This window comes from Streptomyces sp. NPDC027185, from assembly GCF_055567035.1.
Window position 1 is genome coordinate 50,570 of the sequence record NZ_JBVHRF010000012.1, and the last position, 22,593, is coordinate 73,162.

Genomic DNA, 22,593 nt, shown 5'->3' on the forward strand with positions numbered 1-22,593 from the left:
GTCCCGCCCGCCCCACCGAGTCCTGCCGCCGGGACACGTACGCTCCCTGGTACGCCGCAGGACACCACGGCAGGGGCCGGGCGGCTGCGGACCGACAGACCGTGCGACGGAGGAGTGCAGTGGCAGCCAACGACCGGGCATCGTCTCCCGGCAGGTCCGGCGGGGGTTCCGGCACCGACGCCCTGATGCGCGCCTCGCTGAGCGCGGTCGCCCCCGGTACGGCCCTGCGCGACGGACTCGAACGCATCCTGCGCGGCAACACCGGCGGACTGATCGTCCTCGGCTTCGACAGAACCGTCGAGTCGATGTGTACCGGCGGCTTCGTGCTGGACGTCGAGTTCACCGCCACCCGCCTGCGTGAGCTGTGCAAGCTGGACGGCGCGCTCGTGCTCGACAAGGACATCAGCAAGATCCTCCGCGCCGGGGTGCAGCTGGTGCCGGACGCCTCCATCCCCACCGAGGAGACCGGCACCCGCCACCGCACCGCGCAGCGCGTCTCCATCCAGGCGGGTTTCCCGGTCGTCTCGGTGAGCCAGTCGATGCGGCTGATCGCCCTGTACGTCGACGGGGAGCGGCGCGTCCTGGAGGAGTCGGCGGCGATCCTCTCCCGTGCCAACCAAGCGCTCGCGACGCTGGAGCGGTACAAGCTCCGCCTCGACGAGGTCGCCGGCACCCTCTCCGCCCTGGAGATCGAGGACCTGGTCACGGTGCGGGACGTCTCCGCCGTCGCGCAGCGCCTGGAGATGGTCCGCCGGATCGCCACCGAGATCGCCGAGTACGTCGTCGAACTGGGCACCGACGGCCGCCTCCTGACGCTCCAGCTGGACGAGTTGATCGCCGGAGTCGAGCCGGAGCGCGAGCTGGTCGCCCGCGACTACGTCCCCGAGCCGACCGCCAAACGTTCCCGTACCGTCCCCGAGGCGCTCGCGGAGCTGGACGCGCTCACCCACACCGAACTGCTGGAACTGCCGACCGTCGCCCGCGCGTTGGGCTACAGCGGCTCGCCCGAGACGCTGGACTCCGCGGTGTCGCCGCGCGGTTTCCGGCTGCTGGCGAAGGTGCCGCGGCTGCCCGGCGCGGTCATCGAGCGTCTCGTCGACCACTTCGGCGGCCTCCAGAAGCTGCTGGCCGCCAGCGTCGACGACCTCCAGGCGGTGGACGGTGTCGGTGAGGCCCGCGCCCGTTCGGTCCGCGAGGGGCTGTCCCGCCTCGCCGAGTCGTCGATCCTCGAACGGTACGTCTGACGGCGCCGGGCCCGGGGCCGGTCGGCCTCCGGGCCCGCGCGCCCGTATGACGGGCGGGCGTCACGCCGCCAGGAACGCCGCCTCCTTCTCCGGGGACAGCCCCACCGCTGGCCGGTCCCGGCGCAGCGGCGCGGTGCCGCCGATCGACCGCAGCCACGCCCACGTATCGGCGACGGTCTCCGCCACGGGACGGCACCGCAACCCGGTGGCCAGCGCTTTCGTCACCTCGCCGCGGTGCAGCGTGTCGTGCTGCTCACCCGGGGGCAGCCACACCGGCAGCTCCGTCCACGGTGCGATCCCGGCGGCCGTCACCGCTTCCGGTGCGGCCCAGCGCAATTCGGCGTCCGCGCCCGTCACCCGCACACAGGCGTCGAGGAGTTCACCCATCGTGGCGTGACCGGTCGGGCTGACGACGTTGTACGCGCCGCCGGGCACCCGGTCGCGCAGCGCGTCCAGCGACCAGCGGGCGAGGTCGCGGACGTCGATGTACTGGAGCGGCAGTCCGCGCGGGCCGGGTGCGAGGACCGGCCCGCCCCGGGCGATGCGGCCCAGCCACCACGGCAGCCGCCCGATGTTCTCGTACGGCCCGAGGATCAGCCCGGCACGGGCCAGCACCGCCCGCTCGCCGAACACTTCCTGGACGGCCAGTTCGGCGCCCCGTTTGGCCCGCGCGTAGTCGTCGGCGGAGGGGTCGTCGGGCGAGGCGTCGACCACGGGGCCGCTCTCGTCGAGCCCCGCGGCGCACGGAAAGGGGTGGACCGACCGCGAGGAGACGTAGAGGTAGCGCCCGACGCGGCCGGACAGCAGCCGTGCGGTGTCCCGGGCGGCGACGGGTGCGCCGCTCCACGTGTCGACGACGGCGTCCCAGACCCCGTCCTTCAGTGCGTCCGGACCGCCCGGGGTGTTCCGGTCGCCGGTGCGCACCGCCGCCCCCGGAGGCGGTGCGTGGCGGCCACGGTGGAAGACCGTCACCTGCCAGCCCCGGGCCAGGGCCTCCTCGGCGACCGCGCGGCCGACGAACTCCGTTCCACCCAGCATCAGCAGCTTCATACGGCGACTGTGCCCCGCGCCGTCCCGGGGCCGCCAGGAACGCGTGCTCCGAGCAGATCCGCTGCCGGCGGAACAACCGGAGTCCGTGCGTCCGAAGGCGGCGGGGACGGTACGGCCGGACCGCGCCCTGCTGGAACGGACTCTCCGGTGAGGCCGTTCGCCGCACTTGCCGAGGTGCAGGACGTACGGAGGGCGACGGTGGGACGAGGGGCAGACCGTCGCCCGGAACACGGAACACGGAACGCGGGACGCGGGGACGAACGGGGCCCCAGGCTGCCCGGAACGTGGGAGGGGCGGCCTGGAACGCGGAATGGAGGACGGCCCGGGGCCCGCCCCCGGTGGGACGGCCCGGGGGACGGGCCCGGGGCCGTTCCGGGGTCAGTCCTTGGCGAGCGTGAAGTCCGTGTGGACCGCGGTCAGGCCCGGGACGGCGGCCTCGACGCGGTACTTGCCGGCGGGGACGAAGGCGGCGCTCGGGGTGGCGCACTGCGGGCCGCCGGCCCGGCGGTCCCAGGTGACGGTGCGGGTGACGGTGGAGTGCGCGGGGATCTTCAGGAAGGCGGTGGCGGAGCCCTTCGGGCAGTCGTCGGAGGCCCACACCGGGTCGTCCGCGGTGGTGTCGGTGATGGTCAGCACCGCGGCCTTCGCGCCGAGATCGACCTTGCAGTCCGCGCCGCCGGTGTTCTTGACGGACAGTTCGAACTCGGGCTTCACGCCCGGGTGGTACGCGTCCTTGACGCTGCGCAGCGCCAACTCCGTGCTGGAGCCGGTGCAGTTCGGCAGGGCCGAACCGGCCGTGACGGGCGCGCCGCCGGTACCCGTGCCGATCGGGCCCGCGCCGGGACCCCCGGAGCCGGCGCCGCCGGAGCCCGCGCTCCCGCCGCCCGGACCGCCGGAGCCGGTACCGTCCGCGCCGCCGGATCCGCCCGCGCCGTCGTCGCCCGACTCGTCGCGGCCGCCCGGCTTCTGACTGATCGCGGGGCCCGTGGAGGACGGACCCGGAGTGATGGCGTCGGCCGGGCCGTGCCCCGCGGTGCTCTTGTCCTCGGATCCGGTGGAGCCGCTGTCGCCGCCCCAGTTGAGGATCCACGCCGTGAGGAGGGCGAGCAGCGCGATGATGCCCAGCGCAACGGCTCTCCGCCGCCAGTAGATGGAGGAGGGGAGCGGCCCGATCGGATTGCGCAGAGATCCCACGCGGAAACTCTACGAGAGATCACCACCGGCACCGGCCAGTACCCGCCGCACAGAACGGCAACTTTTCCCATGATCGGTCCGGAGACGGGACGCGAGAGGAGGCGTGAGGCGTTCCAGGGCCGTTCCGGAACCGTTCCAGCGCCTGTTCCAGAACCGTCCGCGAGGGCGGGCCGGAGCTGACCCCAGAGGGACGTCCCCTGGTCCCGACCTCGGATCCGTTCGGCGGTGCCGTTCCCTGCTGCCTCCGGCGCTGCCGTTCCACCTGCCCCGGCCACCGGCCTCGCCACCGGTCCCGACGCCTCCGTGGCCACCGGTCCGGCGTTTCCGAACGGTCACCGGACGGGTGCCCGGCGTTGGCCGGACGGCCCTGGACACGTGGGCCAGGTGCGCTAAGGGCCCGGCATTACGTACCGTCGTCCCTCATGAACAGCACCGACCTCTATCGCGATGTCACCGACTTCGCGCACGGCACCCCTGGGTGGGTCCATTCCTTCGCCGACGCCGGTACCGAAGGCGGGATCCTGCTCCTGATGGCGGTGGCCGTCCTCGGCTGGTGGCGGGCGCGGCGCCACGCACCGCGTGCGGTCGCCCTGGCCGTGCTGGTGCCGGTGGGCACGGCCGTCGCCTACCTCCTGAGCGAGATCCTCAAGAGCTTCGTCCACGAGGAGCGGCCGTGCCGGGCGGTGGCGCACGCCGCCGCGTCGATCGCCACCTGCCCGCCCGAGGGGGACTGGTCCTTCCCCAGCAACCACTCGGTGATCGCCGCCTCGCTGGCCGTCGGGATCTTCCTCGCCTGGCGCGCGGCGGCCTGGCTCGCGGTGCCGGTGGCGCTGCTGACCGGCTTCTCCCGGGTCTTCGTCGGCGTGCACTACCCGCACGACGTCGCCGCCGGGCTGCTCTTCGGCGCGGTGATCGCCGCGATCTGCGTGACCGCGCTGACCGGCCCGATGACGGCGCTGGTGCTCAAGTTGCGTACCGGGCCGCTGAAGCCGCTGGTCGAGGCGCGGCGGGGCTCGCACGCGGCCGGCTGACCGGCCGCGGCGACCACCGGGTGGCGGCACAGGGCTACGGGCCCTGGGGCCGCCACTCCTCTTTGTGGCCGAAGCCCCGGCCGTTGTCGATCAGCCGCAGCCAGTCGGGGCGCAGCTCCCACAGGGCAGTCCGTTCCAGGGCCGCGCGCAGCCGTTCCTCCCCGGCGACGAAGGGGAACCGCCCGGTGTACGCGTTCCAGCCCGCCGCCCGCGCGGTGCCGGTCAGCTCGCGGCAGCGGCCGCGCCCCTGGAGCCCGGTGAGCCCGCTCCATTCCTGGCCGTCGCGCTGCGCCGTGAACGCCACCCGGGCCCCGGGCCGGGCCAGCGCCCGCCCGTGCCGGGTGGAACGCGCGGTGACGAAGTACAGCAGAGGCGCGGCGGCGTCCCCGCCCGGCGCGTAGAGCACCGCGCACGCCTGCGGCCCGTCGTCGTCCGCGTACGCGAGCGTCAGCGTCGTATGGGCGGCGAGTGCCTGCCGGATCGCGGCCGGACAGTCCTCACCGGCCGGGCCGGGACCGTCGCCACAGGGCGGGGAGCCCGGTACGCCGGGCCTGTCGCCCCCGGGGGAGCCGGGGCGGCCGTCCCGGGGGCCGGCCGTTCCGCCCCCGGGGCCGCCGGGCGTCCCGCCCTCGGGACCGCCGGCCGTTCCGCCCCCGGGTTCCCCGGGTACCGCGGCTCCGGGCCCGTCCGCCTCGTACGTGGTCATCCTGGCCGTCTCCGTTCCTGGTGTGCGCACGGGACGGCGACGCCTCGCCGGCCGCCCGTCCCTCCACTCTGCCGTCCGGAACGGGCCCCGCGCAGGCGGGGGCGCCCCACCCCCGGAACGGATACCTGGACCCCCTCAAGGTCGCTCGCACACCGGCTCCCGGAGAACCACGTCCGGCGCGACCGGCCCGGCCCTGCACGGCTGAGCCCGCCCGGGGAGACCGCCCGGCAGGCCACCCGCCACCCGCCGCTCGCCGCCCGCCGTCCCGGCTCACCGCCCCGAGGCGCCCCGAAGGTGCCGCTCCCGGGGCGGCGAACGCCTCTGGCACATGCCCCGCACCGGCCCCGGTGGCGCACCACCCCTACCCCCGGTAAGCCGCCACCCGTACGTACCGGGCCTCCCGCGTGCGGGTGGGGCGCGGGGTGGTGCGGGCCCGGCGCGTTTCATGGGCGGGTGCGCCCGTGCCAGGATCGGTGGGCCATGACTTCCATCCCTGCCACCACCCCCACGGTCCCGCCCTCCGCCGCCTCCCTGCCCTCCGCCGCCGTACCGGCCGCGGAGGGGTCCGACGGGTCCCAGCTCCACGGTCCCGTCACCGACTGGTTCGACGCACACGCCCGCGACCTGCCCTGGCGCCGCCCCGAAGCGGGTGCCTGGGGCGTGATGGTCAGCGAGTTCATGCTCCAGCAGACGCCGGTCAGCCGGGTGCTGCCGGTCTACGAACAGTGGCTGGCCCGCTGGCCGCGCCCCGCCGACCTGGCCGCCGAAGCCCCCGGCGAGGCGGTCCGCGCGTGGGGCCGGCTCGGCTACCCGCGGCGCGCACTGCGCCTGCACGCCGCGGCGCTGGCCATACAGGAACGCCACGGCGGGGACGTCCCGCGCGAGCACGGTCAGCTGCTGGCGCTGCCCGGTGTCGGTGAGTACACCGCCGCCGCCGTCGCCTCTTTCGCGTACGGGCAGCGGCACGCGGTGCTGGACACGAACGTGCGGCGGGTCTTCGCCCGCGCCGTCACCGGCCGCCAGTTCCCGCCGAACGCCACCACCGCCGCCGAGCGGAAGCTCGCCCGCGCACTGCTCCCGGACGACGAGCGGATCGCCGCGAAGTGGGCGGCGGCCACGATGGAGCTGGGCGCGCTGGTGTGCACGGCGCGCGGCCCGGAGTGCGGGCGCTGCCCGATCGCCGCCCGGTGCGCCTGGAAACTGGCCGGTTCCCCGCCCCACGAGGGCCCGGCCCGCCGCACGCAGTCGTACGCGGGCACCGACCGGCAGGTCCGCGGCAAGCTCCTCGCCGTCCTGCGCGAGGCGCTGTCGCCGGTGCCGCAGGCGGCACTGGACGCGGTGTGGGACGAGCCGGTGCAGCGGGCCCGCGCGCTCGACGGCCTGGTCTCCGACGGTCTGGTGGAACCGCTGCCCGGCGGCCGCTACCGCCTGCCGCGCACCTGACCCCGGCCACCGGCCCGGCCGCCCGGTCCGGCCACGCACGGAGGGACGCGTCCCCGGGGCGCGTCCCTCCGTGCGTCCGGGGGCCGGGCACCGCACCTGGAACGTCCCTCAGGCTCTCCCGCGAACGGTGCCCCGGAACGTCCCGTACGCCGTCCTGGAACGACCGGCGCGGGCCTGGAACGTTCCGCGTGCCGTCCCGGAACGGCCGACGCACCCTGCCGGAACGCCCCGGCGCCCGGAACGCCCCGCCCGGAACGTCCCGCCCCCCTCGCCGCCGCTTCTCTCGATCCTCCGGTGGCCCCCGTCCGTCCGGAGGATGACGCATTTCGGACGGGCCGTCCGCCCCTGGTAGGACCCCTGGGGCGCTGTTACACAACCGACGGATTTCCGTGCACTGCCTGTGGGGCCGACGCACATTGCGCCGCAACACCCCCTCCGTAGCGTCCTCCTCGTGCTGGAGATGACCACCGGCACGGTCAACGTGGGGACTCGCAAAAGCGGAGCGGAGGCGTCGGGATGGCGACCAGCGGCGGCAAGGTACTGGACTTTGAGGAGTACGTACGGACGCGGCAGGACGCGCTGCTGCGCAGCGCCCGGCGACTGGTGCCGGACCCCGTGGACGCCCAGGACCTCCTGCAGACGGCGCTGGTGCGCACGTACGGCCGCTGGGACGGCATCGCCGACAAGTCGCTGGCCGACGCCTACCTCCGCCGCGTCATGATCAACACCCGTACCGAGTGGTGGCGGGCGCGGAAGCTGGAGGAGGTGCCGACCGAGCAGCTGCCCGACGCGAGCGTCGACGACGGCACCGAGCAGCGCGCCGACCGCGCCCTCCTGATGGACATCCTCGGGGTGCTCGCGCCCAAGCAGCGCAGCGTCGTCGTGCTGCGACACTGGGAGCAGATGAGCACCGAGGAGACGGCTGCCGCGCTCGGCATGTCGACGGGTACCGTCAAGAGCACGCTGCACCGGGCCCTGGCCCGCCTCCGTCAGGAGCTGGCCGACCGTGACATCGACGCGCGCATGCTGGAGCGCGGCGAGACGGAGCGGGAGCGGTGCGCGGCCTGACCGGTACGGCATCAGGAACGGCGGCTGTGCGAACAGCACGGTGAGCGGGAGCGGATTGTCCAGGAACAGGTTGACCGCGGGCGGGTTGACCACAGGCGGCGCGGCCACGGCGGGAGTGGCCGCGCTCGGTCTGCTGCTCGCGGGCTGCAACCCCGGCAGCGAGGGCGTCCGCAGCGAGGGCACGGCCACCGCCGCCCCCGCGCCGGGCCACGCCCCCTCCACCGACCCCTCACCCACCACCTCCGCGTCCCTGAAGAAGATCGACGCGGTGGCGCTGCTCAAGGGCGACCCGAAGGTCAGCGACGAGGTGCGGCGCACCCTCGCCAAGCCCTGTGTCGCGGACGCGTACCCGGTCGAGGTGACGTACGCCTCGCTCACCGGCAACAAGGCTCCCGACGTCATCGTCAACGTCATGACCTGCGCGGATTCCATCGGGATCGGTGCGTACGTCTACCGTAAGAGCGAGGCGGGCGGCAGTGGGTATGACAACGTGTTCAGCGATGAGCAGCCATCCGTCTCCGCCGGGGTCAACAAGGGTGACCTGGAGGTCTCCAAGCAGACCTACGGCACCGGGGACAAGGTGTGCTGCCCGTCCGGTGAGGACGTGACCACCTACCACTGGTCCCGTAACCGCTTCGCGGAACTGGACCGCTACCACACGGACTACAGCAAGACCACCGTCGACGGCTCCGTGCCCGATGACGACGACACATCGGAGGGTTGAGACAACGGCATGGCCGACACCCATGTGCTCTTCGTCGAGGACGACGACGTCATCCGCGAGGCCACCCAACTCGCCCTGGAACGCGACGGTTTCGTGGTCACCGCGATGCCGGACGGCCTCGCGGGCCTGGAGGCGTTCCGCGCCGACCGGCCCGACATCGCACTGCTCGACGTGATGGTGCCGGGCCTGGACGGCGTCAGCCTCTGCCGCCGCATCCGGGACGAGTCCACCGTTCCCGTGATCATGCTGTCGGCGCGCGCCGACTCCATCGACGTCGTCCTCGGACTGGAAGCGGGGGCCGACGACTACGTCACCAAGCCGTTCGACGGCGCCGTCCTCGTCGCCCGTATCCGCGCGGTGCTGCGCCGCTTCGGCCACGCCAGCGGGCCGGACGCGCGCAGCGGAGCCCAGCCGTCCGGTGCCGACGCCGAGCCCGCGGAGGCGATACTCCGCTTCGGGGACCTGGAGGTCGACACCGAGGGCATGGAGGTCCGCAAGGGCGGCGAGCCGGTCGCGCTGACGCCGACCGAGATGCGCCTGCTGCTGGAGTTCTCCGATGCCCCCGGCACCGTCCTGACCCGCGACCGCCTGCTGGAGCGGGTGTGGGACTACGGCTGGGGCGGTGACACCCGGGTCGTCGACGTCCATGTGCAGCGGCTGCGCGGCAAGATCGGACAGGACCGCATCGAGACGGTCCGCGGCTTCGGCTACAAGCTGAGAGGCTGACGCGCCAGGTGTTCAGGCTCCCCCTGCGGACGGGGCTGAGGTGGAAGCTCAGCGCCGCCATCGCGCTGGTCGGCGCACTGGTGGCGCTGGCACTGAGCCTCGTGGTGCACAACGCGGCCCGCGCCTCGATGCTCGACAACAGCCGTGACGTCCAGATCGAGCGGCTGAACTCCACCCAGCGGATCTACGAGTCGACCGGCCAGCTGCTGTTCAGCGCCAAGATCGACGACCCGGCGATCCCCGCGGAGCTGCGCAAGGAAGTCCTCACCAACACCCGCGCCACCTACCTCCAGGACAACGGTGAGGCCGCCCCCGAGGTGTGGGCCGCCTCCCCGCTCAGCGGCGGCCGGGTGCTGTCCATGCACAACCGCTTCTACGACCGTTTCAAGGTCCTCGACGATCTCGACCAGGCGCTGGTGATCGGCTCGACCGCGGTCGTCGTCGGCGGCTGCGCGCTGGGTGTCCTGGTCGGCGGGCGGCTCTCGCAGCGGCTGCGGAAGGCCGCGGCGGCCGCCGGGAAGCTCGCCGACGGCGACACCTCGGTCCGGATCCGGGACGCGGTCGGCGGCCGTATCCGGGACGAGACGGACGATCTGGCCTGGGCGGTCGACGCGATGAACGACGCGCTCCAGCAGCGCATCGAGGCGGAACGCAGGGTCACCGCCGACATCGCGCACGAACTGCGCACCCCCGTCACCGGTCTGCTCACCGCCGCCGAACTGCTGCCGCCGGGCCGCCCGTCGGAGCTGGTCCGCGACCGGGCGCAGGTGCTGCGCACCCTCGTCGAGGACGTGCTGGAGGTGGCGCGGCTGGACGGCTACGCGGAGCGCGCCGAACTCCAGGACGTGGCGCTCGGCGAGTTCGTCGGCCGCCGGGTACGGGCCCTCAACTCGGACGTACGGGTCGAGATCGTCCGGGACGCGGACGTCACCACCGACCCGCGCCGCCTGGAACGCATCCTCGGCAACCTCATCGCCAACGCCGTCCGGCACGGCGAACCGCCCATCGAGGTCACCGTCGAGGGCCGCATCCTGCGCGTCCGGGATCACGGCAAGGGCTTCCCGGAGGCGCTGCTGAAGGAGGGCCCGAGCCGTTTCCGTACCGGCAGCAGTGACCGCGCGGGCCGTGGCCACGGCCTCGGCCTGACCATCGCCGCAGGCCAGGCCCGGGTTCTCGGTGCCCGCCTCACCTTCCGCAACGCCGACGAGGTGGGCGACGGCTCGACCGGCGCCGTCGCCATCCTCTGGCTCCCGGAGAACGCCCCGACGGCCACGGGCAGCTTCCCGGTCATCCACCTCCCGGAGCGGTGAGGCGGGGCAGCGGCCTTGTGCGGTGCGGCCGGGGTGGTCCCGTAAGGGACGCTCGGTGTCCCTTACGGGAGACCCCGGTGGCCAGGAGGCGAGGCGGTTTACCGCGGTAAACCGCCTCCGCTCGTTTTCCTTACGGGCTCTGGCCCTTACGGGTCCGGCATCCCGTAGGTGAGCCGTCCGTCCCGTACGGGCCTGACGTCCCCTACGGGCCTGATCCTCCTCCAGGGAATCCGGTGGCCCACGGGCTCCGGCCTCCCCGTGGGACCCGACGTCCGCTACGACCCGGCCGCCTCCACCATCGCGCTGATCCACAGTTCCGGTACGAGCCGGTATCCCGTGCCGTGCCGTTCGACCCGGCTCAGGCCCGGGTACTCGGTGTGCGCGCCCGCGACGAGGGCGCCGTCCGCCGCCGCCCCGCGCAGGACCGCCTCCCGGGTGCGGGCCGCGGCCGGGGCGTCCGAGTCGAAGACGACGGTCACATCGGGGCGCGGTGCCTGGACGGCCGGCAGGTGCAGCAGATCGCCGACGAGCAGGACGGTCCGGCCGCCGCCGGTGAGCCGGTAGCCGCAGTGTCCCGGGGTGTGGCCGGGCAGCGGGAACGCCGTGACGCCCGGCAGGACGGTGTGCTCACCGGTGAACGTACGGATCCGCTCCCGGTACGGCGCCAGGGCGCGCGCCGCACCCGCACGGATGATCTCCGGCGCCCACGGCGGCAGCCCCTCGCCCGGTTCCGGCACCGGCGCGCCGGCCCCGTCCGGCAGCCAGTGCGCCAGCTCGTCGGCGTGCAGGACGATCTCGGCGCGCGGGAAGTACGGGGCGCCGCGGGGGGTGGCGAGGCCGGCGCTGTGGTCGAGATGGAGGTGGGTGAGGACGACGGTCTCGATCTCCTCGGGCCGCACACCGGCCCCGGCCAGCGCGTGCGGCAACCGTCCCAAGGTGGGGACCGAGTCGTTCCCCATCCCCGCGTCGACCAGGGCGGGCCCGTGGCCCGGCCCTCGGAGCAGGTACATGGTGTGGGTGAGGGCGGCGCACTCCGGCCGGTGCGCCGCCTTCTGGAGACGCGCCGCCTCCCCGGTGTCGAAGCGGGGGAGGACGGTCGCCAGGTCGGCGGTGAAGAACCCGTCACTGAGGGCCGTCAGGGTCGTCTCCCCCACGGGCCAGTGGACGGTGCTGGAGTAGGGGCTCGGGACAGTGGATGCCATGGTCTCTCTCCTGTCGTCGCCGCCCAGTATGGGGAGATCGGCGAAGGGCGGGACAGACCGCCCCGAGCCGCCCCGTAAGGGTTGTGCGGGTAACCGGCGGGCGCCCCGATCATCCTCGTCCGCCGGCGGAGCGGTCCCGTAAGGGGCGCGCGGGTCTTTTCTCGGGGCGCGCGAAAAATGTCGACTCACTCGACATGTCGAGTGAGTCGACATAGGGTGCGGTCATGTCTGAATCCCGAGAAGCGGCGCGCCTCGCCGCCCTGTCCGCCCTCATCGCCTGGGCCGCGCGCCGCGAACGGCTCAGCGAGGACCGCGCCGACGCCGTCGCCGCCGCCTGGCGCACCGGCACCCGTAACGTCGCCGAACTGGCCCGCCTCGCCCGGGTCACCCGCGACACCATCTACGCGGACCTGGCCGCCCGGAACATCGACCGCGCCTCCCGCGAGGAGGACGCGCCGGATCCCCGGGCGACCGACGGCGTCCCCCTGCACGCCGACGCCGTGCGCACCGCCGCCAGGATCGCCGACGCCGTCGCCCGGCCCGCCTACGTGCACGACCCCCGCGACCCCCTCGCCCGCGCGGCCCTCGCCGCGGCCGGCGCGCTGCAGACCGTCGCCGACGTGCTGGAACCGCCGACGGATCAGGGGCCGGGCTGGACGCCCCGGGAGACGCTGCCCGGCCTGGCGGGCCAGGGCGAGGAAGTGACGCACCACAGTCACCGGGCCCTGGCCGCCGTCGCCGGACCCGCGGACCTCGCGGCCGACTCCGACCACCGCCGCGAGGCCCTCCTCCACACCGGGCGGCACGCGGTGGCCGACGGGGCGAGCGTCACGCTCACCCTGCCGACGGGCGAGACCCTCACGCTCCAGGTGGGACGCGACGGGACGGGCTGGACCCGCCTGACCGCCGACAGCCCCCTCGTCATCGGGGACGTCGACGGCCTCGACCACCTGGAGGTACAGGCGGTCCTCCGGACGCTCGCCCGTGTCGCCACCCGGCACCTCACAGAGTCCGCACTGGTCGAGCGCCGCAAGGGCGCCCCGCCCGGTGGAGGCCGCGTCCGCACCCGCGTCCTCCCGAGCAACGAGGACTGACGGAACAGGGCGCCCGTACGGGACATCCCGTACGGGCCCTGCGCTCAAGGGGGTTGGGTGGCCGGCCCTGCGATGAAGTCCCCTACGGCATTGCCCTCAGGGGACTTCACCCCTCCCGGCCGTCGTGGCCTGCTTCCCGTACGGATCTGTCCCTACGGGGCGTCAGCCGCCCACCTTCCCGCTCCAGTACGCGTCGTCCATCTCCATCGCGTCCGGGCTGAACGCGACCTCGGCCTTCCCGGCGGCCTGCGGGGGCAGGGAGAACGCGTACTTGCCGACGGCCTTGCGGCCCGGCAGGACGTAGCCGTCGATGACCTTCTGACGTCCGCTGCCGTCGATCACCAGCTCCGCCGTCGCGCCGTCCGCGTCGCTGACGTCCGGTAGCCCGGTGTTGACCCGGACCCGTTCGGCACCGGTGTTGACCACGGTGACGGTGACCTCGATGGCCTTGTTGCCCTCGGCGTGCCCGTTGGCGAACTCGTCCGGCGTGAACGGCCCCGGCTCACCGACCGTCACCTTCAGACCGTTGGCGAAGGTGTACGTCTCCCCGAACGCCAGGTGGCGGGCCTTCTCCGCCGCTGCCTCGGCCTTCTTGGACGCCTCAGCGGTGGCCTTGCGCTCCTCGGTCTCGGACCGCACGCGGTCGACCGCCCTGTCCACGATCACCACTGTGAAGATCAGGCTGACCGCCGCGATCAGCAGTCCGGCGATACCCAGGAACACGCCGGTCAGCGCCATGCCACGGTTCGTCGCCACGCCCTTGCGCGCCTGCGAGGCGCCGATGCCGCCGAATATCAGGGCCAGCAGCGCGGGCAGCCACGCCAGCCAGAACAACACGATGAACAGGCTGAGTACGACACCGGTGATGCCGAGCACCAGTGCGCTGACGCCCATGCCGTTGCGCGGCTGCGGCGGGCCCCACGGTGCCGCCGCCGGGTGCGGCACGCGCTCGACCGGTTCGGTCCCGGGCGGCGGCGCGGCCCAGGGATCGCGTGCGGCACCGTCGGGCGTCTCGTCGGGTCTGCCGTCGGGCTGCTGCTCTCCGGGCGGAGCGGGCACAGACATGCGAAGTCCTCGTATCGATCGTGAAGAGACGAACAGGCGACAATAGCAGTCGCCTTTACCCGCACATTGCCTATTTTCCGGCCCTACGCGAGCAACAGCCCTCCCGGGCCGTCACCGCTGCGCCGCCCGCTGCCCGAGCGACTTCCGGCGACTCCCTCCGCGCCGCGCGCCGCGCCGTCGTGGTGCGCCCCGTGGCGAGGAACGGGCGTCGGCCCCTCCTGGCCCCGGTCAGGCCGAACGCGCCGCGTTCCAGGGGCGTGAGGACCAAGCCAAAGCCTCGACACGAAGGCGTTCCCGGCACCGTTCGGGAAGGCGGCGGCAGGGCGGGAACGGTGGGCGCGGGAGCCGACTCGGATGATGCCCGCCACCGGCCCGGACCGTCTTCGTCGCCACGGTCAACGCCGCTGTGATGTAAGGGACTTGAGGCCGGTGGAGGGCCTGGTTCACCAACTGGCCGGGTCCTTCGCCGCCGCGCCGAAGACCGTGCCGTCCGGAGACGTCCCGTAGACCCGTCCCAGGGACGGGACGGGCGCGGGCACGGTCTCCAGGAAACCGTGGTGGCGGTCGGCCTTCAGACGGGGCGGCGTCTGGCCCGTCAGATCGCCGTTCCGGGCGTCGAGGGCGAGAAGACGGCCGTCGGCGGAGGAGAAGTACAGGCGGTCGTCGGCCGTGACCACGGGCGTGGAACCGCGCGCGACGGAGGTCTCCACGTCCCACGTCCGCTCCCCGACGGCCTGGAGCGCGCCGCCCTCGGCCAGCAGGTACGCCGTCTCGCCGCGCACCGTCGCCAGGACGCCGTCCAGCGGGGCGGCGAGCGGCAGGCGGCGGCTGTGCCGGGTGTGCGGGTCGTAGCGGACGACGGCGGTCGTCCGGGAGACGAACCGCGGCTCGCCGGCGGTGAGATAGAGCGTCCCGGAGGCGCCCGCCCCGGCGACCGTCAGCATGCCGGGCAGCCGCGCCTGCCAGCGGACCTCACCGGACGCCGGATCGATCGCGGTGACCTGCGTGGTGGTGCCGTCCGCACCGGTCTCGGCGGCGTACGCGGTGCGGACGTCCGTCCCGTACGTCCGGAACGACGGCAGCGCGTGCCCCGGGAAGGCGCGGTGCCAGCGGGGCCGGTGGGTGGCGCTGTCGAGGGCGGTGACCGCGCCGTCGGCGGCGGTGAGCAGGACCGTGTTCCCGGCGAGCGACGCGCCGCCCTCGTACGCCGTGAGCGCGGTGGACCAGCGGGTACGGCCCCGGCCCTCGGCGGACGGGTCGAGGGCGCTCAGCCGGGTGCCGTCGGCGGAGGTGACGTAGAGCAGACCGCCGGAGAGCCGCGGCGCGGGCGGCGCGACATCCGTCTTCCCGGAGGGCGGCGCGGCGCGGCGCCACACCACCCGACCCGTCACCGGATCGAGCCGGGCGGCCGTCACACCGCGCTGCGAACAGAAAACGGCGCCGCCGTTCCCCGCAGTACAGGCAGGCATCTCGGCCTCGTGCCCGGCGGGACGCGGCAGCAACGTGGTGCGCCAAGGGTGGAACGCGCCGCTCGGCGACGGCGCGGGACGACGCGGCGTCCCACCCCCGGACGTGGCCTGCGCGATGACGAATCCGCCGGTCAGAGCCACGGCAAGAGCGGCGGCGACCCAGACGAACAGACGACGCCGGGGTCTGCGGCCCGGCCCGGGGCCCTCGTTCGAGGAGCGGGACGGGACTTCGGGCCGCGCCTCGGCCCGGGACGCGGCCCCGGGCCGCGCGTCGGGCCCCGTTCCGCCCTGGGACGCGGCCCCTGGTTCGGCCCCGGCCCCCGTTCCACCCTGGAACGCCGTCCCCGGCTCCGCACCGGGCTCCCCTTCCGTCACCTCCCGGAGGGCGTCCCGTACGTGCGTCACCTCCGCCGCCGGCGCGTCCGCGGCCGGCCACCCCGGAACGAACGCCTCTCCCGGCGCCGCCGGCTTCCCCGGAACGAGCGAATGGTCCGGCGGCCCCGCCTGTCCCGGAACGCGCGGCCGGGCCGCGAACCCCACCGGCGTATCGGACGGCCCGCCCTCCGCCAGCCGCTCCCACAGGTCGAGATGGACCTCGGTCGGCAACTCCGTCCGCAACCGGTCCATCAACACGCGCGGCGTCGGCCGGTCCGCCGGGTCCTTCGCCAGACAGGCGGCGATCAGCGGCGTCAACTCCTCCGGCACACCGTCCAGATCGGCGTCGTCGTGCACCACCTGGTACGCGACGATGTACGGACTGTCCGAGTCGAACGGTCCCCGGCCCGTCGCCGCGTGCACCAGCACCGACCCCAGCGCGAACACATCAGCCTGCGGCCCCACCTCACGCGGGCGCTGGAACTGCTCCGGCGCCATGAACGGCGGCGTCCCGATGAGCTTCCCGGTCTCGGTGCGCATCTCACTGTCGGACGGCCGTGAGATGCCGAAGTCGATGACCTTCGGCCCGTCCGCCGCCAACAGGACGTTGCTGGGCTTCAGATCGCGGTGCACCACCCCGGCACGGTGGATGTCGCGCAGCGCCTCGGCGAGGCCGCAGGCCAGCGCCCGCAGCTCACAGGCGGGCAGCGGTCCGTTCCGTTTCACCTGCTCGGCGAGGGTCGGCCCGGAGATGTGCAGCGTCGCCATCCACGGCCGGGCGGCGTCCGGGTCCGCGTCCACGACCGGTGCCGTGAACGCCCCGCTGACCCGCCGGGCCGCCGCCACCTCCTGCCGGAACCGCCCCCGGAACTCCGGATCCTGCGCGAACTCCGCATGGATGACCTTGACCGCGAGCGGCAGCCCCGACGACGAACGGGCCAGATGCACCTCGCCCATACCGCCCGCGCCCAGCTGCCTCTCCAGCCGGTACTGCCCCGCATATCCCGGACGTTCCGCTTCCGGCTCCACGCCGGTGTCCCGCAGCGGCGACATCGTCCACCCCCGTGTCCTTCGCCGTGCCGAACCCCGCGCTCAGAAGGGCGCAGGGGTACGCGCGGAGCCTAGTCGATGGTGCGTACGGGACGGACGGGGCTTGCTAGCGTGCCGGTGCACAGGCGCCCGCCCGCACCGGGCGGCGCACCACCGCGCGCCCGACGGCGCACTCCACGGGGGAGCAACCATGAGCGACACCCAGGACCCTTCCGCACCCGGCGTGGCCCCGGCGGACGACACCTTCGAAGCCAGCGCCGCCTCCGCCGCGGCCTACCCGCTGGTCCCCGGCTACCGCGTCAACGTCCGCCAGGGCCCCAGCACCGCCACCGCCGTCATCCGGCAACTCCCGGCCGGCTCGTACGTCCAGATCCGCTGCCAGCGCCACGGCCAGCGCGTCTCCGGGCCGACCGGCGTCTCCGACATCTGGGACGCGATCGGAGGAGGCGGCTACGTCTCCGACAGCTACGTCCGGACCGGGAGCAGCGGATTCGTCGCTCCGCGGTGCGCGTCCTGAGACAGCGGTTGGCGGGGGCCGGAGGCCGGGTGTCCGGGCGCCCGGACGAGGCGTGGGCCGGCCCCGGACGTGCGGTCCGCCCGGGGCGGCGACTGCGCCGTCGCGGCTCGCAGGGCTCCGCCGCACGGGCGCCGGCCGTTCCAGGGAGGGCGGGCCGCACCGGTGCCAGGGGACGAGCCGGCCGTTCCAGGCGGGGCCGGACCGGACTCCGTGAGGTGCCCGACGGAGCGCGCGGCCGCAAGCCCGTTCCGGCCGCCGGGCCGTTCCAGCGGGCCACCCGCCTCGTTCCAGGGGCCGGCGGAGGCGCGTTCCCACCTGTTCCAGGCAGCGCCCGGCCCACGTGACGGCCGTCCGGCCCGCCCGGTGGAACGAGGCCCGCGATGCCCTGGCCGGGCGGGGATAATCGGAGTATGAGCGACGAGCGGACGACCCCCGGCGGTCCGGGACGCGGCGTCGGCCCCGGAACCGGCCCGGCCAACGGCGCGCCCGAACCGGAGCCGATCCGCTTCTTCGGCACCTGCTGGCTCCACCACGACCGCGGCTACGCTCTGCGCCGCGTCGCCGTCGCCGCCGGATCACTGCTGCTCACCGCGGTCGGCGCGCTCATACTGCGGTTCGCGTTCCAGGGCCTCGCGATCGGAGAGGTCGGCCCGCTGGTGACCGTCCTGGTCATCGCCGGGTTCGCGGTCTGCAGCGCGCTCGCGTTCCGCCGCACCTGGGACGGTTTCGTCCGCCGCCCCGATCCGTCCTCGGCGAGCGCCGCCGACCGCTCCGCGCAGAGCCTGCTGCTGATCGGCTTCCTCGGCTCCCTGCTCGCCTACTTCTGCCGCAGCCTGGTCGAGGCCCCCGGCGAGAAACTGCGCCGTGCCGAGTACGCCGCCGCCCGCTCCCGCCACGAACGCCGCCGCACCGCCCGTACCGGCAACCCCGCGGCGAAACGCGCGGAGAACCCCCGGAAGGCGAAACCCTCCAAGGGGAAGCGGAGGTAGCGGCCGGGGACGCCCGTGAAGGGCATCCCGTACGGGGACGGACCCGTAGGGGAGCCCGGTCCTCCAGCCCGAGGACGCGCACCCTCCTCACCCGGGGCGCGCACCCCAGGGCCACCGGCTCAGTACTCCCAGTCCGGCCGTCCCTCCCCGTACAACCAGTCGTCGAAGAGATCCGTCAGGTCCTCGTCCGTCCGCTCCTGGCAGAAGTCGATGAACTCCTCGGAATTCGCGTTCCCGTGCCGGTGCGCCGCCGGCCACTCCTTCAGAATCCGGAAGAACACCTGGTCACCGACGGCGTTCCGCAGCTGCTGGAGCACCATCGCGCCCCGGTCGTAGACCGGCGTGCCCGTCACGTTCTCCTGCGAACCCGGGTCCCCCGGCGGAAACTCCCACAGCTCCTCGTACGAGACGCCGTCCGCCTCGTCCTCGTCGTCCTCCTCCAGCGCGTACAGCGCGTCGAACCGTTCCTGGGGCGTGCGTCCGCCCTCGTGCGCCTCCCACAGCCACTCCGCGTACTGCGCGAACCCCTCGTTCAGCCAGGCGTCCTCCCAGGTCAGTGGCGTCACCGAGTCCCCGAACCACTGGTGCGCCGTTTCGTGCACCACCGTCGACGTATCGGGGGCGTTCGCGTACACCGGCTTCGTCTGCGTCTCCAGCGCCACCCAGTCGATCCGCTCCGGTGTGTGGTCGACGATCGCACCCGCCGACGCGAACGGATACGGCCCGAAGAGCTTCCGTGACCAGGCCAGCACCTCCGGCAGCCGGTCGAGCGCCTCCCGGCTGCCCGCCGCCTCCTCGGGGTCCACGGCGACGTACAGCGGCAGCCCGTCCGCCGTCCGCGACTGATGGACGTCGAACCGCCCGATCGTCGCCGTCGCCAGATACGTCGCCATCGGCTCCCCGGAATGCCACACGAACGTCGTCCGCCCCCCGGAGGTGACGCTCGACCGCAGTTCCCCGTTGGCGACCGCGGTGTACCCGCGCGGCACGGTGATCCGGAAGTCGTACGCCGCCTTGTCCCGCGGATGGTTGTTCCCCGGGAACCACGTCATCGCCCCGGCGGGCTCCCCCGACACGAACGCCCCGTCCGCCGTCTTCACCCACCCCTCCGACGACCCGTCCGCGTCCGTCATCTCCTGCGGCACCCCGTCGTACGCCACGATCGCCTGGAACGTGCTCCCCTTCCGCAGTCCCTCCGCCGGACGCACCGTCAGTTTGTGTCCCTTACGGGAGAACCCTGCAGGGGCACCGTCGACCTTCACGGAGGTGACCCGCAGCCCCTGGAGGTCCAGCCGGAACGCCCGGAGGTCCTGCGTCGCCTTCGCGGTGATCCGCGCCGTCGCATCGAGCTGCCGCTCCGCCACGTCGTACGCCAGCTCCAGCCCGTAGTGGCGCACGTCGTACCCACCGTTCCCGAGCGCCGGGAACAGCGGATCCCCGACCCCGCCCGCACCCACCGCCCCCTTGACCTCGGCCCCCTGCGTACAGGACGACACCAGCAGGACGGCGACGAGCGCGGCGGACGAGGCGGCGGCCCCACGGCGGAAACGGACGGACCGGCGCTTCACAACTCTCCAGACATCGGCTCGGACCCGGAACACCGGGCCGGGAACCGCACCGGTCACCCCGCCCGGCCCCTGCATGATCACGAAATGCCGACCCTACGGACTTTTCCGGCACGGGGTAGAACGCGTCCCGCGACCAGCAACGAACCGGTCCCTGGCTGGAATGGGTGGAACGCGGAACACCCCATGGAACGGGCGGAACAAGGTGGAATGAGGAGGGAACGGAGCACGCCTCAGCGAGCGGAACGCGCCGGAGAGCCGCGGGGCCCGGAACGAGCCGCGCCCCACGTACCCCAGGCGCCACCCGGACCCCGCAAGGGCCAGGGGACAGCGGCCCGCCGTCCGCACCCCGGAACACCCCCGTCGACCACCACCCCCGGGTGCGAGGATGACCGCGCAACCAGGCAACCCAGGGAACGCGCCGCCGCCCGGCCGCGGCCCGACCGGAGAACCGGCGGGAGACGGCACCGCCCCCTGACACACCACCACCGGCGAGGTGAAGCGCAACATGGCTCAGAAGGTCGCCGTACTCGGCACCGGAAAAATCGGCGAAGCCCTGCTCAGCGGCATGATCCGCGGCGGCTGGGCCCCCGCCGACCTGCTGGTCACCGCCCGCCGCCCCGAGCGCGCCGCCCAGCTCCGCGAGCGCTACGGCGTCGAAGCGGTCAGCAACGCCGAGGCCGCAGCCGCCGCCGACACCCTGATCCTCACCGTCAAACCGCAGGACATGGGCACCCTCCTGACCGAACTGGCGCCGCACGTCCCCGCCGACCGCCTCGTCATCAGCGGCGCCGCGGGCGTTCCCACCGCCTTCTTCGAGGAACGGCTGGCCACCGGCACCCCCGTCGTCCGCGTCATGACCAACACCCCCGCCCTCGTCGACGAGGCCATGTCCGTCATCTCCGCGGGCACCCACGCCACCGGCGACCACCTCCGCCGCGCCGAGGAGATCTTCGCGGGCGTCGGCAAGACCCTGCGCGTCCCGGAGTCCCAGCAGGACGCCGCGACCGCCCTCTCCGGCTCCGGACCGGCCTATTTCTACTTTCTCGTCGAGGCCATGACCGACGCCGGCATCCTCCTCGGACTGCCCCGCGACAAGGCCCACGACCTCATCGTCCAGGCCGCGATCGGCGCCGCCGTCATGCTCCGCGACAGCGGCGAGCACCCCGTCAAACTCCGCGAGAACGTCACCTCCCCCGCGGGCACCACCATCAACGCCATCCGCGAACTGGAGAACCACGGCGTCCGCGCCGCCCTCCTCGCCGCCCTCGAAGCCGCCCGCGACCGCAGCCGCGAACTCGCCTCAGGCAACGGCTGACCCCTCGCCCCCGAGCGGTCCCCTACGGGTCGGGACTCCACCCGTAGGGGACCGCTTCCCCGGACTCACCCCGGCGGCAGCAAGCCCACCGCCCGGTACGCCGCATCGACCCGGGGCCGTGCCGTCGCCCGCGCCCGCTCGGCCCCGTCCCGCAGCACACCGTCGACGTACTCCGGCTCCGCCGCCAGCTCCGCATGCCGCTCCCGCACCGGCCGCAACAGCTCCACCACCGCCTCCGCGACGTCCTTCTTCAACGCCCCGTACGAGCCGTACGCCCCGGCCAGCGCCCCCGGCTCCTCGCCCGTACAGGCCGCCAGCACCTCCAGCAGATTCGCCACCCCCGGCCGCTCCACCGGGTCGTACACCACATCCGGGTAGGTGTCCGTCACCGCCCGCGCCACCTTCCGCCGCACCGTCTCCGCCTCGTCCAGCAAGTAGACGATCCCCGCCGTCCGCGCATGCGACTTGCCCATCTTCACCGTGGGCTCCTGAAGATCCTTCACCCGCGCCGCCACCGGCGGCCGCGTCGCCCGGGGCACCACGAACACCGGCCCGTACCGCTGGTTGAACCGCACCGCGAGATCCCGCGTCAGCTCCACGTGCTGCGCCTGGTCCTCACCCACCGGAACCTCATCCGTCCCGTACGCCAGGATGTCCGCCGCCATCAGCGCCGGATACGTCAGCAACGACAGCCGTACCTCCGCGCCGCCCCGCCCCTTCTTCTCCTTGTACTGGATCATCCGCCGCATCTCCCCGTCGGACGCGGTGCACTCCATCAGGTACGAAAGCCGCGCGTGCTCATCCACCTGGCTCTGCACGAACACCGTGCACCGCTCCGGATCCAACCCCGTGGCCAGCAGCAACGTCGCCGCCTGCCGGGTCAGCCGCCGCACCCGCGCCGGATCGTGCGACACGGTCAGCGCATGCAGATCCACCACACAGAACAACGCGTCCGCCCGGTGCTGATCCACCTCGGCCCACCGCCGCAGCGCCCCCAGATAGTTCCCCAGCGTCAGATGCCCCGTCGGCTTCACACCACTGAAGATCCGCGTCCTCGCCATGTCGTCCTCTCCTGCCGTCCTGATACGCGGACGCCGCTCGGCGCCCCGCGCGGACCACCGCACTCGCCGGCCGACTGCGGGAGGAAGAAACGCGAACGGCCGCCGAGGCGGCGGCCGTGGTCGTGCATGCGCTGTGGTCGGCCGCCGTCAGGCGGGCCACCACTGCTGTACGTGCGCATGCTGGGTCATGGCGCCCAAGCTACCCCGCGAAATCCCGGCCCGACACGGGTTTGAAGCACTCAGACCCCTCGTGTACTGTTCTCCGAGTTGCCACGTAGCCGGAACGGTTCTGTGGCGGCCATCCGCCGCATCGCGGCACACCACTACCGCACGACTCCTCACCGGGAAGAATTTCGGCATGCCCGAAATTCACACCGCGACGTGATTATGCG

19 protein-coding genes are annotated in these 22,593 nt (G+C 73.7%); 11 read left to right on the forward strand and 8 right to left on the reverse strand.

All coding sequences use genetic code 11. The annotated features are described in order from the left end of the window. The first annotated feature begins 119 nt into the window (after nt 1–119). Nucleotides 120–1,244: a DNA integrity scanning diadenylate cyclase DisA gene (disA, locus tag ACZ4M8_RS29200; RefSeq protein ID WP_467612805.1), complete on the forward strand. Its 1,125-nt coding sequence runs from the start codon at nt 120–122 to the stop codon at nt 1,242–1,244. A 60-nt stretch (nt 1,245–1,304) separates the two neighbouring features. On the opposite strand, the gene ACZ4M8_RS29205 is transcribed toward disA, so the two are convergent. Together ACZ4M8_RS29205 and ACZ4M8_RS29210 are read right to left on the reverse strand one after the other, a co-directional pair. Continuing rightward, entirely contained in the window at nt 1,305–2,294 is a 990-nt protein-coding gene (locus tag ACZ4M8_RS29205; protein ID WP_467612808.1) for an NAD-dependent epimerase/dehydratase family protein, read from the reverse strand. Nucleotides 2,295–2,672: 378 nt separating this feature from the next. Continuing rightward, the gene (locus ACZ4M8_RS29210) at nt 2,673–3,488 is read right to left on the reverse strand and encodes a hypothetical protein (protein WP_467612811.1); all 816 of its coding nucleotides are present in this window, start codon (nt 3,486–3,488) and stop codon (nt 2,673–2,675) included. Between the two features lie 422 nt (nt 3,489–3,910). Between ACZ4M8_RS29210 and ACZ4M8_RS29215 the strand changes: the two genes are divergently transcribed. Continuing rightward, nucleotides 3,911–4,519 (forward strand): phosphatase PAP2 family protein, encoded by a 609-nt coding sequence (locus ACZ4M8_RS29215; protein ID WP_467612814.1) that lies wholly within the window; start codon nt 3,911–3,913, stop codon nt 4,517–4,519. A 34-nt stretch (nt 4,520–4,553) separates the two neighbouring features. Here the strand turns inward: ACZ4M8_RS29215 and ACZ4M8_RS29220 are convergent, their stop codons facing one another. Further along, a complete protein-coding gene (locus tag ACZ4M8_RS29220) occupies nt 4,554–5,225 on the reverse strand; it encodes a pyridoxamine 5'-phosphate oxidase (protein WP_467612817.1) in 672 nt (223 codons plus the stop codon). Between the two features lie 480 nt (nt 5,226–5,705). Here ACZ4M8_RS29220 and ACZ4M8_RS29225 point away from each other — a divergent pair, with 480 nt between their 5' ends. The 5 genes from ACZ4M8_RS29225 (at nt 5,706) to cseC (ending at nt 10,496) form a co-directional block, all read left to right on the forward strand. After that, the gene (locus ACZ4M8_RS29225) at nt 5,706–6,668 is read left to right on the forward strand and encodes an HhH-GPD family protein (RefSeq protein WP_399087439.1); all 963 of its coding nucleotides are present in this window, start codon (nt 5,706–5,708) and stop codon (nt 6,666–6,668) included. Nucleotides 6,669–7,184: 516 nt separating this feature from the next. Next, nucleotides 7,185–7,736 carry a SigE family RNA polymerase sigma factor gene (locus ACZ4M8_RS29230; protein WP_399087437.1) on the forward strand — a complete coding sequence of 184 codons (552 nt, stop codon included), beginning with the start codon at nt 7,185–7,187 and terminating at the stop codon, nt 7,734–7,736. Nucleotides 7,737–7,821: 85 nt separating this feature from the next. Then, nucleotides 7,822–8,460 (forward strand): hypothetical protein, encoded by a 639-nt coding sequence (locus tag ACZ4M8_RS29235; RefSeq protein ID WP_467612821.1) that lies wholly within the window; start codon nt 7,822–7,824, stop codon nt 8,458–8,460. Nucleotides 8,461–8,469: 9 nt separating this feature from the next. Then, nucleotides 8,470–9,186 carry a two-component system response regulator CseB gene (cseB, locus tag ACZ4M8_RS29240; protein WP_399087433.1) on the forward strand — a complete coding sequence of 239 codons (717 nt, stop codon included), beginning with the start codon at nt 8,470–8,472 and terminating at the stop codon, nt 9,184–9,186. Nucleotides 9,187–9,194: 8 nt separating this feature from the next. Then, nucleotides 9,195–10,496 carry a two-component system sensor histidine kinase CseC gene (gene cseC / locus ACZ4M8_RS29245; protein WP_467612824.1) on the forward strand — a complete coding sequence of 434 codons (1,302 nt, stop codon included), beginning with the start codon at nt 9,195–9,197 and terminating at the stop codon, nt 10,494–10,496. Between the two features lie 275 nt (nt 10,497–10,771). Here the strand turns inward: cseC and ACZ4M8_RS29250 are convergent, their stop codons facing one another. Next, nucleotides 10,772–11,698, reverse strand: a complete 927-nt coding sequence (locus tag ACZ4M8_RS29250) for an MBL fold metallo-hydrolase (protein ID WP_467612827.1) — start codon at nt 11,696–11,698, stop codon at nt 10,772–10,774. Nucleotides 11,699–11,922: 224 nt separating this feature from the next. Here ACZ4M8_RS29250 and ACZ4M8_RS29255 point away from each other — a divergent pair, with 224 nt between their 5' ends. Continuing rightward, on the forward strand, nt 11,923–12,792 hold the full coding sequence (locus tag ACZ4M8_RS29255; protein WP_467612830.1) for a hypothetical protein: 870 nt from the start codon (nt 11,923–11,925) through the stop codon (nt 12,790–12,792). A gap of 162 nt (nt 12,793–12,954) precedes the next feature. Here ACZ4M8_RS29255 and ACZ4M8_RS29260 read toward each other — a convergent pair whose 3' ends face one another. Beyond that, complete coding sequence (locus ACZ4M8_RS29260) at nt 12,955–13,857, reverse strand: DUF4190 domain-containing protein (protein WP_467612833.1); 903 nt, start codon at nt 13,855–13,857, stop codon at nt 12,955–12,957. 443 nt (nt 13,858–14,300) lie between these two features. Continuing rightward, a complete protein-coding gene (locus tag ACZ4M8_RS29265; RefSeq protein WP_467612836.1) occupies nt 14,301–16,754 on the reverse strand; it encodes a serine/threonine-protein kinase in 2,454 nt (817 codons plus the stop codon). A 187-nt stretch (nt 16,755–16,941) separates the two neighbouring features. Here ACZ4M8_RS29265 and ACZ4M8_RS29270 point away from each other — a divergent pair, with 187 nt between their 5' ends. Then, a complete protein-coding gene (locus ACZ4M8_RS29270) occupies nt 16,942–17,268 on the forward strand; it encodes an SH3 domain-containing protein (RefSeq protein WP_467612839.1) in 327 nt (108 codons plus the stop codon). Nucleotides 17,269–17,678: 410 nt separating this feature from the next. After that, the gene (locus tag ACZ4M8_RS29275; protein ID WP_467612842.1) at nt 17,679–18,257 is read left to right on the forward strand and encodes a hypothetical protein; all 579 of its coding nucleotides are present in this window, start codon (nt 17,679–17,681) and stop codon (nt 18,255–18,257) included. A 119-nt stretch (nt 18,258–18,376) separates the two neighbouring features. Here ACZ4M8_RS29275 and ACZ4M8_RS29280 read toward each other — a convergent pair whose 3' ends face one another. After that, nucleotides 18,377–19,825, reverse strand: coding sequence for a M1 family metallopeptidase (locus ACZ4M8_RS29280; RefSeq protein ID WP_467612845.1), 1,449 nt, complete (start codon nt 19,823–19,825; stop codon nt 18,377–18,379). 505 nt (nt 19,826–20,330) lie between these two features. On the opposite strand from ACZ4M8_RS29280, the gene proC reads away from it, so the two are divergent. Beyond that, nucleotides 20,331–21,140, forward strand: coding sequence for a pyrroline-5-carboxylate reductase (gene proC / locus ACZ4M8_RS29285; RefSeq protein ID WP_467612848.1), 810 nt, complete (start codon nt 20,331–20,333; stop codon nt 21,138–21,140). Between the two features lie 65 nt (nt 21,141–21,205). Here proC and trpS read toward each other — a convergent pair whose 3' ends face one another. Beyond that, a complete protein-coding gene (gene trpS / locus ACZ4M8_RS29290; protein WP_467612851.1) occupies nt 21,206–22,201 on the reverse strand; it encodes a tryptophan--tRNA ligase in 996 nt (331 codons plus the stop codon). Nucleotides 22,202–22,593: the final 392 nt, after the last annotated feature.

What these genes read in the sequence shown, in the direction of transcription:
- proC (WP_467612848.1), top strand. Translation starts at nt 20,331, where the DNA reads ATGGCTCAGAAGGTCGCCGTACTCGGCACCGGAAAAATCGGCGAAGCC.
- ACZ4M8_RS29215 (WP_467612814.1), top strand. Translation starts at nt 3,911, where the DNA reads ATGAACAGCACCGACCTCTATCGCGATGTCACCGACTTCGCGCACGGC.
- ACZ4M8_RS29275 (WP_467612842.1), top strand. Translation starts at nt 17,679, where the DNA reads ATGAGCGACGAGCGGACGACCCCCGGCGGTCCGGGACGCGGCGTCGGC.
- cseB (WP_399087433.1), top strand. Translation starts at nt 8,470, where the DNA reads ATGGCCGACACCCATGTGCTCTTCGTCGAGGACGACGACGTCATCCGC.
- ACZ4M8_RS29230 (WP_399087437.1), top strand. Translation starts at nt 7,185, where the DNA reads ATGGCGACCAGCGGCGGCAAGGTACTGGACTTTGAGGAGTACGTACGG.
- ACZ4M8_RS29265 (WP_467612836.1), bottom strand. Translation starts at nt 16,754, where the DNA reads ATGTCGCCGCTGCGGGACACCGGCGTGGAGCCGGAAGCGGAACGTCCG.
- ACZ4M8_RS29220 (WP_467612817.1), bottom strand. Translation starts at nt 5,225, where the DNA reads ATGACCACGTACGAGGCGGACGGGCCCGGAGCCGCGGTACCCGGGGAA.
- ACZ4M8_RS29225 (WP_399087439.1), top strand. Translation starts at nt 5,706, where the DNA reads ATGACTTCCATCCCTGCCACCACCCCCACGGTCCCGCCCTCCGCCGCC.
- ACZ4M8_RS29255 (WP_467612830.1), top strand. Translation starts at nt 11,923, where the DNA reads ATGTCTGAATCCCGAGAAGCGGCGCGCCTCGCCGCCCTGTCCGCCCTC.
- ACZ4M8_RS29270 (WP_467612839.1), top strand. Translation starts at nt 16,942, where the DNA reads ATGAGCGACACCCAGGACCCTTCCGCACCCGGCGTGGCCCCGGCGGAC.
- ACZ4M8_RS29250 (WP_467612827.1), bottom strand. Translation starts at nt 11,698, where the DNA reads ATGGCATCCACTGTCCCGAGCCCCTACTCCAGCACCGTCCACTGGCCC.
- ACZ4M8_RS29260 (WP_467612833.1), bottom strand. Translation starts at nt 13,857, where the DNA reads ATGTCTGTGCCCGCTCCGCCCGGAGAGCAGCAGCCCGACGGCAGACCC.
- trpS (WP_467612851.1), bottom strand. Translation starts at nt 22,201, where the DNA reads ATGGCGAGGACGCGGATCTTCAGTGGTGTGAAGCCGACGGGGCATCTG.
- ACZ4M8_RS29205 (WP_467612808.1), bottom strand. Translation starts at nt 2,294, where the DNA reads ATGAAGCTGCTGATGCTGGGTGGAACGGAGTTCGTCGGCCGCGCGGTC.